The following is an 11,910-nucleotide window of genomic DNA, read 5'->3' on the forward strand; positions in this document are numbered from 1 at the left end:
AAATGAGCAGCCGGGAACCACACGACGCGTCAGCACCACACTCGCCATTACAGGTTCGCCTGTACCTGGCGAGCGTCGTCATCCTTGTGGCCGGCCTGATTGGCGCAGCAATCATCTATGCCACCGCGCCTGCCCCGGACAGCGCGGAATTGATGTATGGCACGGCGAACCCGCAATACCAGCTCGAACTGCAGCGCATCGGCGGCACGGCCGAAGTCGTGATGGCGGAATTTCATCAATGGTTCGATAGCCTTTGGCACGGCAAACCGCTTGCCTATACCGTGGCGGTTTTATGCACGGCGGCGGCGGGCGCCTGCTTCATGGCGGGCCATAGCCGGATCTTCGACACGCTGCACGAACCGGCAGACGATCAGGACAATTAAGCAGGCAAGCCGTTTCGCCAGCCCTTACACTGCGGTCCTGATCGACGCCGCAGCGGTGCTCCTGAACACCGCTGCCTGCATCTGCCAAGCTGCGTCGCGTTAATGGAAAAGCGCGGTAGGCCAATCTGATTTGGGTATTCCTCGAATTGCGCACCGCCAGTAATGAGCGGCCGAAAAACCTTCGCATCCTGCGAAGGTTTTTCATTGATGATCTCCTCACGAATGGAATATATAGTGAAATAGGGATTCAGCAAGGAACAACACAATAGCTAAATTCCTGCCTGTCGACGAGACCAGATTTTATATTCAATGAGTGTAGCAACGCGGATTCATTAACTGACCAAATAGCTGGCCGACCTGCCGGCGACGCAACCCGCACCGCACCGCCATTTCTCGCATATCGCCACATCATCCAATCGCAACCGAAGCAAAGCCAAACGGAGACGGTGCAACGATAATTCAATAAATCGGATCAACAGTTTCATTATTTGATTTATGTTAACTGATCCTTTCGATCGATGAAACAAGGCGCCGATAGTTTACAATTCGATTATAAAAATCCACTACCATTACCGTCGATCTGGACTAGACTTTATTTGAGTCCTTTTATGGTTCCCCGCACGTTGCAACCTTCCCCGGGTTGCAGCTGATGAACGCGCCCGCCACCGGCGGGCGTCTTTTTGCGAAGCTAGATCGTTCCATTCACCCGTGGGTCCGAATCCACCCCCACCGCCGCCAGCGCCTCATGCAAGGTGCTGAAGATGCACGACGCCTTGATGATCGGCGTGATCCCGTGGCGGTCCATATCGGAGCGCAGATAGCGGTTCACGCGCGCGAACACCACTTCGACGTTCTGCTGCTTGAGCGAATCGAACAGATCGGTCAACGAGCGTGCCGCCGAGTAATCGAGGTCCGTGATTGCGCCTGCATCCACCACGAACGAGCGCAGCTTGCTCGGCGCCTGGTCGATCAGCAGGCGCACCTCTTCGACAAAGAAATGATCGTTCGCGTAGAACAGGTCCGCGCCGAAGCGATAGACGATGAGCCCAGGCGCCGTCTGCGTACCGGGCTTTGCCGGTACCGGCTGCCAGCGTCCATCGGCTCCTGGCGCCAGCATCATCGTATGCGGCCGGTAGCTATGGCGCACATGGCGCAGCAGCGAGAGCGCCACTGCGATCAGAATCCCGTGCTCGACACCCAGCACCACCACTGCAAGCGCCGTAAAAATGGCCAGCGTGAATTCACCCGGGCTCTCACTGCGAATCGCCGCGAGACTTTGCACATTGATTAGCCCCACCGCAATCGTGAACACGATGCCGGCCAGCACGCAGTGCGGCAGGTATTGCAAATACCGGCTGAAAAACAGCAGCACCACGACCACCACCGCCGCAAACACCAGTTGTGCGAACTGACTGCGCGTACCGGCCCGATCGGCCATCGCGGTTTGAGTAGGACTGCCGTTGACAACGAAGGCGCCGGAGAAAGAGGCAACCGTGTTGGCTGCGGCGAGACCAAGTATGTCCGCGTTCAGGTCGACGTTCTCGTGATAGCGCTGGGCAAACACGCGTCCTGCAGCAGCGCTCTGCGCGACGATCATCACGAAGCACGACGCGGCCACCGGCAGCAGATCGAGAATCTGCCGCCAGCTCGCAACCGGCAGGCGCAACGGCGGCAAACCGCCGGCCACGGGACCGAGGATCGAGATACCGTGCCCGGCGAAATCGTAGAGGTCGCTGGCGGCAATCCCGCCCACCACAGCCAGCAAAGGCACCGGCAGGCGCGGGACAAAGCGTTTGGCGAGAAGAATGCTCACCACCACACCGGCTGAAATCGCCAGTGTCGGCAGGTTGACCTGACCAAGGCGGCTCAAGATCTGCTCTAGCTGCACCGTGCTGCGTGGCGACGAAACCGCAATACCGAGCATGTCGCCCAGCATCGCGATGCCCACCTGCACCCCCACGCCTGCCAGAAAGCCCACCAACACGGTACGCGACAGGAAGTCGGCGAGGAAGCCCAATTTGAATATGCGGGCTACCAGCAGCAGGATCGCGGTCAGCAAGGCGACCATGCCGGCAAGCGCAACGTATTGACCGCTCGCGATCGGCGCCATGGTGGAGAGCTTGCTGGCGAAAATAGTCGCGGTGGCCGAGTCGGCTGCCACCACCAGATGGCGCGACGCGCCGAAGAACGCGAACGCCACCAGCGGCAGGAACACCGTATACAGGCCGGTCACGGCCGGCATGCCGGCAATGCGCGCGTAACCGAGCACCTGTGGGATGTCCATGGACGCCAGCGTGACCCCGGCGAGTGCGTCACGCAGCGCCGCAGCGCGATTCAGAGGGAGGATGCCTTTGAGCAGGCCAAACCGGGTGGCTAGTTTTTCTGGAGATTCTTGCATGCAGGAATGGCGTCCCAATCAGATGAGGAATCCAGCATCCTGCCGCGAGTGGGCACTACAGCGCAAGACTCGATTACGTCTCGGGCGCCGCCCGGGCACAAGAATCAGAGGCCGCCGGCCCGCTTGAACTAGCGCTTGAGTTGCCCGGTCAGGGGATCGACGATCCGGGCGAAACCAAACAAGGCGGCGATCGCAAGCGGACAGGTAATCAGGAAAGTGACCAACATCTTTCACCCCGTAACAAAATATTTCCGCGAGTGTAAAGGATCGACCGTTCTTTTAAATAAGGTAAAACCCCGCAAATCCGTGTTGGCAATGCGGTCTCGCCGGCTGGCTCCACCGCCGTTGACGTAGCGCGGTCGCAGAGTCCGCGTGCTTGATGAGTAGAAGTCCTACAAAGCTTACGAAATTGCAAGCCAAGCTGTACCAGGCAGGCAGCTTGTCACTACCGCCGAATCCAGCATCAAAGATGTGCGAGTTCTGAGAATCGCGCACACACCTTATAATCGGGCATGACTTTATCCCCGCTCCAGGCCGCCGCTTTGCAGGCAGCCACGCTTACCCGCCCCGCCGTCCTTCTTTTCGCCCCCCTCGCGTCCCCGTGCCGCACGCAGGCGGTGGCCGCATGAAGACACCCAAACGTCTGCTCCCGCTCGTCGAAGAGGGCCTGATCGACGAAGTCATCAGCCAGTTGATGAGCGGCAAGGAAGCCACCGTATACGTGGTCCGCAGCGGCGATTCGATCCGTTGTGCGAAGGTCTACAAGGATGCGAAGCAGCGCAGCTTCCGCCAGGCGGCCTCCTATCTCGAAGGGCGCAAGGTCAAGAACAGCCGGGAAGCGCGCGCCATCGAAAAAGGCAGCCGTTATGGCCGCGAGGTGCAGGAGCAGCACTGGCAGAACGCCGAGGTCGACGCGCTGTTTCGTCTGGCCAATGCCGGCGTGCGCGTGCCGCAGCCGTATATCTGCACGGACGGCGTGCTGCTCATGGAGCTCGTGACCGACGCGGACGGCAACGTCGCGCCGCGTTTGAACGATGTGGATATGAGCGAAGCACGCGCGGTCGAACTGCATGAGCGGCTGCTCAACGAAGTGGTGCGTATGCTGTGCGCGGGCGTGATTCACGGCGACCTGTCCGAGTACAACATCCTGCTGGCCGAGGATGGCCCGGTGATCATCGACCTGCCGCAGGCGGTCGATGCCGCCGGCAATCTCGAAGCCCCTGCCATGCTGGAGCGGGACGTCGACAATCTGGCAGCCTACTTCGGCCGTTTTGCACCGCATCTGCTGAGTGCGAATTACGGCAAGGAGATCTGGGCCTTGTTCGAAGGCGGCGGTCTGCATCCCGAAGTGCAATTGACCGGACAGATCGAACTCGACACCACGCCGGTCGATCTCGACGCGGTGCTGCAGGAACTCGAGGACACGCGCCTCGAAGAAGAAGCCCGCTTGCGCCACGAACAGTCGCTGCGCGAAGGCGGCTGAGCGCCTGTATCTTTGCTAAACGCGCTGCCACACGCGCTTTACTCTACGCGTTGCCGCCGGCGCGGCTCGCGCCGCGTCGCGCCTTGGTCGATGCGCGCCTCGCTGGGAGCGTCGGCGCCACTGCCGGCGCACACCACGGCGCCGGCCCTTGCCGGGGCGCCCCCACCGAGGCGCGCATCGTCACCGTCACGGGAAACTCGCGGAAAATCTCCCACGACGTTCCGTAGCATTGATTCACCAGCCAGCGCACCGCGTTTTGCGTCAGGTCCGCTGTAGGAATATGCACCGAGGTGAGCGCCGGCGCCGCATAGGCCGCTGAATAATCGTCATCGTAGCCAATCACCGAGAGATCGCCCGGCACCGAAATGCCGGCCTGCTGAAAACGCGCGAGAGCGCTCACCGCCATCGTGTCGTTCGCGCAAAACACCGCGGTAAACGGCTGCATCAGGTCGAGCAAAGCCTGCGCCGCCGCATAGCCGCCTTCCGGCGAGAAGTCCGATTCGATCAGCGGCACCTGCGCCCGTTCAATGCCGTGGAGCGCCAGCTCCGCAAAGAATCCCTCGAGACGCGCCCGGTTGTCCGAGGCGCTGAAAGGCCCCGCGATGACCGCAATCTCGCGATGCCCCTGCTCGAGCAAGGTACGCGCAGCCAGTTCGCCACCGCGCACGTGATCGGCGCAGAACGACGCCTCCGGCAATTGCCCGAAAGCGCGGTTGAGAAACACCATCTTCGGATGCATCCGATGCAGGCGGGTCAAATCTTCGTCGTGCAGGTCATGGCTGATCACGAGCACACCGTCGCAATCGCGGCCAATCAGGAAATCCACCGCTTCGAGCGCCTGCTCGCGCGGCGATGCGTCACCGCAGCCGGTTGCCACCACCACGTGACGATGCACCGCGCGCAACTCGGTGTCGGTCTGCTTGAGGATGGTGCCGTAGTAGGAGCCAAAGAAGGTCGGCACGAACACGCCGATCATGCCGAGTGACTGCGTCGCCATGGCGCGGCCAATCGAGGAAGGCCGGAAATTCAGCGCCTCGATGGCAGCCTGCACACGACGCGCGGCATCGGCCGATACCGGTCCCTTGCCGGAAATCGCCCGCGATGCCGTCGACATGCCGACCCCGGCCAGTTCCGCCACGTCTTTCAGGGTTGCCACACACGCTCCATCAAACCGTGCCGTTCAGAGACGGGCGCCACTGGCCTCGTCGAACAGCGAAATATGGGCGCTGTCGAGCGAAAAGGCACGCGTTTGCCCTACCGCGATAGGCGCCTTGTCCTGATCGATCGACGCGATCTGGGCGCCATGATAATCGAGCCAAATAACGCGGTGGTTGCCCATCGGCTCGACCAGCGATACCTGGCCTTGCTGCGCGAAGTCCTGACCCACGCGCACGTCTTCAGGACGCACGCCGAGCACGCACGGCAGCCTGGTATCGGGCAGTGTCCTGAACGGGTAGCGCGACACATCGAGGTCGAGATGGGCCGTGCAAAAATGCACGCCGTCCTCGCGCCGTTCCAGCCGCCCTTGCAGCATATTCATCGCCGGCGAGCCGAGAAAGGTCGCCACGAACAGATTGTCGGGCCGCGCATAGACCTCGGCAGGCGTGCCGATCTGCTGGATCACGCCGCCGCGCATCACGGCCATGCGGGTGGCGAGCGTCATCGCTTCCACCTGGTCGTGAGTCACGTAGATCATCGTGGCGCCGAGCCGTTGATGCAGTTGCTTCAGTTCGCGGCGTAACTCGGTGCGCAACTTGGCGTCGAGATTCGACAGCGGCTCGTCGAACAGAAACACGTCCGCCTCGCGCACAATCGCGCGGCCGATCGCCACGCGCTGGCGCTGGCCGCCGGATAGTTGCGCCGGCTTGCGCTTGAGCAGCGGCCCGAGTTGCAGCATCTCCGAAGCCCGCGACACACGCCGCTCGATTTCCGCCTTCGGCGTGCCGTTGATGCGCAACGCAAACGACAGATTGCGCTCCACGCTCATGGTCGGATACAGCGCATACGACTGGAACACCAGCGAAATGCGGCGATCTTTCGGATCGGCCCAGGTCATATCCTCGCCGCCGATTTCGATGCTGCCGTCCGTCACGTCGATCAACCCCGCAATGCTATGCAGCAAGGTGGACTTGCCACAGCCCGACGGGCCGAGCAACACGACGAATTCGCCGGCATTCACATCGAGATCGAGCGACTCGATGACCGTGTTCGCGCCCAGCTCGATGCGCAGATTGCGAACCGATACGTTCGATACATTGGCCATGCCCTGTCCCTTGACTTATCCCTTGACCGCGCCGGAAGCAATGCCGCGCACAAACCAGCGGCCCGAGATGAAGTAGATGGCGAGCGGCACCATCGACGTGAGGATGGTCGCCGCCATATTGACGTTGTAAAGACGCTCGCCGGTGGTGGTGTTGATAATGTTGTTCAACTGCACCGTCATCGGCAGGTTCCGCGTGCCCGCGAACACCAGCCCGAGAATAAAGTCGTTCCAGATGCCGGTGACCTGCATGATGACCGCCACGACGATGATCGGCGTGGACATGGGCAGCATCAGTTGCAGAAAGATGCGCCAGAAACCGCCGCCGTCAATGCGTGCCGCCTTGAACAGTTCCAGCGGAATCGACGCGTAGTAGTTGCGAAACAGCAGCGTCATGATGGGCATGCCGAAGATGGTATGAATCACCACAATGCCGGGCAACGAACTGAACAGATGCACGCTAGCCAGCACCCGCACCAGTGGATAGACCATCACCTGCACCGGAATGAACGCACCCATCAGCAGGACGGCGAACAGCAAGCCGGCGCCGCGCGGCCGCCAGAACGACAGCGCATAGCCGTTCACCGCGCCGATCATGATGGACAAGATCGTACTCGGCACGACAATGCGCACCGAATTCCAGAAGCCGACCTGAATGCCGTTGCAGTCGAGACCCGTGCAGACCGATGCCCACGCGTCATGCCACGGCGCGAGCGTGAAATGCAGCGGCAGCGCCAGAATATTGCCCATGCGAATCTCGCTCATCGGCTTGACCGAGGTCACGAGCATCACGTATAGCGGCAACAGGAAGAACAGTGCGGCCGTAATCAGGAACGCGTAGACGCCAAAACGAGCGGGCGTGAAGTGGGAGCGGCGTTTCGCACGAGGTCTGGCCGGCGGGTTGACGCCGGGCTTGCCGGCGGACTGGGCAACTGAAGGGACCGTATTCATCAAACGTCCTTCCGTAAAGCACTGCGGCTGCGCACGTAAAAGAACGGCGCGAGAATCGCCAGCACGGTGACCAGCAACACGACCGAGGCCGCCGAGGCAAGGCCGATATTGGCGCGGCCGAACAGATAGTCCATGATGAACTTGGCCGGCACTTCGCTCGCCGTGCCCGGGCCGCCTAACGTCATCGCCACGACCGCGTCGTACAGCTTGACCACCATCACGAACAGCAGCACGAATGCCGTGGACATTGAGGTCTTGAGCATCGGCACCACAATGCTCACGTAGACCCGCCAGCGCGGAATGCCGTCGATGCGGGCTGCTTTCCAGATCTCGTCGTCGATGCCGCGCAGGCCGGCCAGCAGCAACGCCATCACCAGCCCGGACGCTTGCCAGACCGTGGCGATCACGAGCGTATAGACCACCCAGTCCTGATCGACGATCCAGTCGAAGCGCGCGTGGACAAAGCCGATGCGATGCAGGACCTCCTGCACGCCGAGCTCAGGATTGAGAATCCATTGCCAGACGAGACCTGTAGCCACGAACGACATCGCATACGGATACAGAAACACCGTACGCAACGCCCCTTCCGCCACCACGCGCTGATCGATGAAGATAGCCAGCAGCAGACCGATCACCATGCAGGCGACGATGAAGCACACCCCATAGATGATGATGTGCTGCAGCGACACCATCCAGCGATCGTTCTGGAACAACCGCACGTACTGCGTCACGCCGGCGAAGTGGTTGGACGGAAAGGTGCGCGACAGCGTAAGCGACACCTTGACCGTCCACAGCATGGTGCCGAGGTAGGCGAACAGGACCGTCGCCACCATCGGCAGCAGCGCGATCCAGGCCGCCAGCGGCCAGCGCCGGCCAAGCGGTTTCGAGCGCCTCGCGTGGCGCTCCTCTACCGACGGTAAGCCGATTGCGCGCATCGCCGTGCTCAGCTCTTCAGCGCGCTGGCGAACGCCTTTTGCGCATCTTCAGCCGACTCGTTCTTGTTCCAGAAGTTGGTGATGACGTCCGTCAACGCACCTTGCAGGTCCGGCGAAATCAGCATCTCCGGGTTCGGCAACTGACGCGACTTGTCCTTCATGATGGCAATGCCCTCCTTCGCGCAGATATCCAGGCTCGAGGTATCCACGTCCGGGCGGATCGGAATGGAGCCTTTCCTTGCGCTGAACGCAACCTGAGCGGGTGGCGATGTCATGACGGTGGCCAGCAGGTTCTGTGCCTTGATCGCATTGGCATTATCCGTCTTCGGGAACACGAAGACGTCTCCCGCCACCATGTAAGGCGAATGTGGCCCGAAGCCCGGGAAGCAGCCGAAATCCTTGCCCGCTACCTGGTTGGCGGCCGAGAACTCACCCTTCGCCCAGTCGCCCATGATCTGCATGCCGGCCTTGCCCGAAATCACGAGCGCCGTGGCGTCATTCCAGTTGCGGTTGGGCGAACCCGCATCCACGTAATTGTGCAGGCGCTTGAAGGTGGTCAGCACGTTCCTGAAAGCCGGCGAATTCACCGCATTCTGGTCGCGATCGTGGTAGACCTTCATATACAGGTCGGTGCCACCGACGTCGGCGAACACCGCGTCGAAAGTGATTTTTTCCTGCCACGCCTGGCCGCCGAGCGCGAGCGGGATGAGATCGGCCGCTTTCAGCTTGTCGAGATCGGCGAACAGTTCGTCGAAAGTTTGCGGCTCGCCCGCGATGCCGGCTTTCTTGAAGGCCGGCTTCGAATAGAAGAACCAGTCCTGCATGTGAATGTCGACAGGCGCCGCGTAGAAGTGCCCATTGACCTTGATGGCGTCGAGAATCGATGGCGGGAAAATGGCGTTCCAGTTCTCTTGGGCCGCCACCGAGTCGACGTTGTTGAGCATGCCCTGATCGATCAGGTCATGAAACTGCTTGGAGGTGTTGAACTGCGCGGCGGTGGGCGGATCGCCGCCGACAATCCGGTTGATGGCCGTGGAGCGCGCCTGATCGGCACCGGCCACGGCGTTGTCGACCCACAGGCCGCCGGCCTTGTCGTAGGCATCCGCAAACTGCCGGATAGCGGCCGATTCGCCGCCCGAGGTCCACCAGTGAATCACGTTTGCCTTCAGCGGATCGGCGTGAGCAACGATGCCATTGAGTGCGAGGGCCAAGGCAACGCCGCTCACGAGTTTCCTTCTGCAGTTCATTCCGTCTCCTCCAGGCTTTGCGCCTTTGTTTCAGGTCGACATACAAACCAGCTCAACGTATTCGGTTGCAGACTTCAGTTACGTTTCTTGCGCTCCTCGATAAACTTTGCAATCAGTTCGGCACTGCGTTTGACGGTGCGCTTTTGCGTCTCATAGTCGACATGCACTACGCCGAAGCGCCGCTCGTAACCGAAGGCCCATTCGAAGTTGTCCAGCAGCGACCACACGAAATAGCCGCGAATATCGACCCCGGCCTTGATCGCGCTATCCACCGCCGCCATGTGGCGTTTGAGGAACGAGATACGCTGGGGGTCGTCGACACGGCCCTCGATCACGCGATCGTCCGACGCCATGCCGTTCTCCGTAATATAGATCGGCGGCAGGTTCGGGTAGCTTTTGTGAAAACCGATCAGCAGGTCGCGCAAGCCGTCCGGATGCACTTCCCAGCCCATCTGCGTGCGTTCGACGCCTGTCGGCGGCACCTCCGTGAAGCCATGTCCACCGTCGCTCTGCACGTTGGTGCGGAAGTAATAATTGATGCCGAGAAAGTCGAGCGGCGCGGAGATGGTCTTGAGGTCGCCCTCCAGCACGAGCGGCTCGGTACCGGGCCAGAGATCGAACAGATCGTCAGGGTATGCGCCTTTGAACAGCGGGTCGAGAATCCAGGCGTTGTGCTGGACTTCGAACAGATGCGCCGCGTGGCGATCGGCGGCGCTTTCCGAATTCGCGGTGCCGCGGCCTACGTTGGCGACGAGCCCTTTCAGCGAAGCAGGGTCGTTGGCGCGCAGCACGGGAATTGCCAGGCCGTGTGCAAGCAGCAGGTGATGCATGGCCTGGGTGGCGAAGCGCCCGTTGGCGAGGCCCGGTGCGTGATGGCCGTTGCCGTAGCCGAGATACGCCGAGCACCACGGTTCGTTGAGCGTCATCCATGCATCGACCCGGCCGGCAAGCTCGCGGCTCATCAGGTCTGCATAGTCGGCAAAGCGGTACGCGACGTCGCGGTTGAGCCAGCCGCCACGATCTTCCAGATATTGCGGCAAATCCCAGTGGTAGAGCGTGACGAAGGTCTTGAGCCCCTTTTCCTTGAGGCGATCGAGCAGGCGTTTGTAGAAGTCGAGGCCCTTCTGGTTAGGCTTGCCCTGCCCGTCCATGACGCGCGGCCACGCGATCGACAGGCGATAGGCTTCGAAGTTGAGCGCCGTCAGCAGATCGAAGTCCTCTTCCCAGCGATGATAGTGATCGCAGGCAATCTCGCCGGTGTCGCCCGCCAGCACTTTGCCGGGGGTAGCCGAGAAGGTGTCCCAGATCGAGCTCAGGCGGCCGTCTTCATGGACAGCCCCTTCAATCTGGTAGGAAGCGGTAGCGGCGCCGAGCAGGAAGTGCTTGCGCCAGAGCGCGGAATCGGCGGGCGGCGTGAACGGGTCGCCGTTCAGGTCTTGAGGCGGAGCGGATAGATCGTTTGCCATGAATCCTCCTTTGAGAGGTCGTCAAACCGGTCGGGCGAATGCGCAGTGGAAGCGCTTCCACAAGAACCAGCGAACGATATCAGCGGCTAAATCCAGGCAGCAATCAGGGTTTGTCTGGAGGGGGGGAGCCCATTGAGGCGTATGAGCGCTGCGGTCGTCCCGCCATGCACGAGACATTTCAGAGCCGTGGTTTTCTCGCGTAGGCTTTGGAGGAACAATCTCGCGACATCACGACCGTTACACTCATGCTGACAGACACCAACTTGAGGCAAGACTGATGCCCGCTCATAATACGATCCGCCTGTCGCCGCCAAGCGAGGCTTCGATTGACCGATCCACTCTGTTTGAGCTCTATAAAACGTCCTTGCATGACTACATCGAGGCGACGTTCGGATGGGATGACGACTACCAGATACGGCGCTTCGATACGGAATACGGCGAAGGTGTGTTGTCGTTGATCTGGCAAGGCGCCGAAGCCGCGGGCGTACTGGCGTTGCGAAGCGAAGCGGAATCGCTGCACGTATCACTGCTGCTTCTGTGGCCCGCCTATCGCAGCGAAGGGATTGGGCGCGAGGTCATGCAGATGGTGATGGAGCAGGCTACGCGTAGCGGCATGCCCGTCACGCTGTCGTGTTTCCAGCGTAATCACGGCGCCCTGCGCTTCTACCGAATGTTGAACTTCACGGTCCTATCGGTTGACGAGCATTTCGTCAACCTGCGCTATGGCTAGGCGAGCAAAAGACGGTAGGCGTCGAAGTTGAGCGTCGAGAAAAGGTTGAGGCTCGCT

10 protein-coding genes are annotated in these 11,910 nt (G+C 61.1%); 3 read left to right on the forward strand and 7 right to left on the reverse strand.

Annotated features, from left to right (window positions below; all coding sequences use genetic code 11):
- The first annotated feature begins 2 nt into the window (after positions 1-2).
- Positions 3-383 (forward strand): hypothetical protein, encoded by a 381-nt coding sequence (locus FFS45_RS02630; protein WP_137953152.1) that lies wholly within the window; start codon positions 3-5, stop codon positions 381-383.
- 688 nt (positions 384-1,071) lie between these two features.
- Here the strand turns inward: FFS45_RS02630 and FFS45_RS02635 are convergent.
- A complete protein-coding gene (locus tag FFS45_RS02635) occupies positions 1,072-2,781 on the reverse strand; it encodes a SulP family inorganic anion transporter (RefSeq protein ID WP_137953153.1) in 1,710 nt (569 codons plus the stop codon).
- 625 nt (positions 2,782-3,406) lie between these two features.
- Here FFS45_RS02635 and FFS45_RS02640 point away from each other — a divergent pair.
- Positions 3,407-4,264 (forward strand): PA4780 family RIO1-like protein kinase, encoded by an 858-nt coding sequence (locus FFS45_RS02640; RefSeq protein ID WP_137953154.1) that lies wholly within the window; start codon positions 3,407-3,409, stop codon positions 4,262-4,264.
- A 43-nt stretch (positions 4,265-4,307) separates the two neighbouring features.
- Here the strand turns inward: FFS45_RS02640 and FFS45_RS02645 are convergent, their stop codons facing one another.
- From FFS45_RS02645 to FFS45_RS02670, 6 genes are all read right to left on the reverse strand, one after another.
- Positions 4,308-5,420 (reverse strand): LacI family DNA-binding transcriptional regulator, encoded by a 1,113-nt coding sequence (locus FFS45_RS02645; RefSeq protein ID WP_137953155.1) that lies wholly within the window; start codon positions 5,418-5,420, stop codon positions 4,308-4,310.
- Between the two features lie 24 nt (positions 5,421-5,444).
- Complete coding sequence (locus FFS45_RS02650) at positions 5,445-6,527, reverse strand: ABC transporter ATP-binding protein (RefSeq protein WP_137953156.1); 1,083 nt, start codon at positions 6,525-6,527, stop codon at positions 5,445-5,447.
- A 15-nt stretch (positions 6,528-6,542) separates the two neighbouring features.
- A complete protein-coding gene (locus FFS45_RS02655; RefSeq protein WP_137953157.1) occupies positions 6,543-7,475 on the reverse strand; it encodes a carbohydrate ABC transporter permease in 933 nt (310 codons plus the stop codon).
- A complete protein-coding gene (locus FFS45_RS02660; RefSeq protein ID WP_137953158.1) occupies positions 7,475-8,410 on the reverse strand; it encodes a sugar ABC transporter permease in 936 nt (311 codons plus the stop codon). Before FFS45_RS02660 ends, FFS45_RS02655 begins: the two co-directional genes overlap by 1 nt.
- A gap of 8 nt (positions 8,411-8,418) precedes the next feature.
- On the reverse strand, positions 8,419-9,657 hold the full coding sequence (locus FFS45_RS02665) for an ABC transporter substrate-binding protein (RefSeq protein WP_137953159.1): 1,239 nt from the start codon (positions 9,655-9,657) through the stop codon (positions 8,419-8,421).
- Positions 9,658-9,731: 74 nt separating this feature from the next.
- The gene (locus FFS45_RS02670; RefSeq protein WP_137953160.1) at positions 9,732-11,123 is read right to left on the reverse strand and encodes a GH1 family beta-glucosidase; all 1,392 of its coding nucleotides are present in this window, start codon (positions 11,121-11,123) and stop codon (positions 9,732-9,734) included.
- A gap of 277 nt (positions 11,124-11,400) precedes the next feature.
- On the opposite strand from FFS45_RS02670, the gene FFS45_RS02675 reads away from it, so the two are divergent.
- The gene (locus FFS45_RS02675) at positions 11,401-11,853 is read left to right on the forward strand and encodes a GNAT family N-acetyltransferase (RefSeq protein WP_137953161.1); all 453 of its coding nucleotides are present in this window, start codon (positions 11,401-11,403) and stop codon (positions 11,851-11,853) included.
- The last annotated feature ends 57 nt before the right edge of the window (positions 11,854-11,910 follow it).

It is taken from the genome of Burkholderia sp. 4M9327F10 (genome assembly GCF_005503145.1).
Classification (GTDB): Bacteria; Pseudomonadota; Gammaproteobacteria; order Burkholderiales; family Burkholderiaceae; genus Paraburkholderia.

Bases quoted from the DNA above. Each gene is read 5' to 3' on its own strand.
- FFS45_RS02635 (WP_137953153.1), bottom strand. From the start codon at position 2,781: ATGCAAGAATCTCCAGAAAAACTAGCCACCCGGTTTGGCCTGCTCAAA.
- FFS45_RS02655 (WP_137953157.1), bottom strand. From the start codon at position 7,475: ATGAATACGGTCCCTTCAGTTGCCCAGTCCGCCGGCAAGCCCGGCGTC.
- FFS45_RS02640 (WP_137953154.1), top strand. From the start codon at position 3,407: ATGAAGACACCCAAACGTCTGCTCCCGCTCGTCGAAGAGGGCCTGATC.
- FFS45_RS02660 (WP_137953158.1), bottom strand. From the start codon at position 8,410: ATGCGCGCAATCGGCTTACCGTCGGTAGAGGAGCGCCACGCGAGGCGC.
- FFS45_RS02675 (WP_137953161.1), top strand. From the start codon at position 11,401: ATGCCCGCTCATAATACGATCCGCCTGTCGCCGCCAAGCGAGGCTTCG.
- FFS45_RS02650 (WP_137953156.1), bottom strand. From the start codon at position 6,527: ATGGCCAATGTATCGAACGTATCGGTTCGCAATCTGCGCATCGAGCTG.
- FFS45_RS02670 (WP_137953160.1), bottom strand. From the start codon at position 11,123: ATGGCAAACGATCTATCCGCTCCGCCTCAAGACCTGAACGGCGACCCG.
- FFS45_RS02665 (WP_137953159.1), bottom strand. From the start codon at position 9,657: ATGAACTGCAGAAGGAAACTCGTGAGCGGCGTTGCCTTGGCCCTCGCA.
- FFS45_RS02630 (WP_137953152.1), top strand. From the start codon at position 3: ATGAGCAGCCGGGAACCACACGACGCGTCAGCACCACACTCGCCATTA.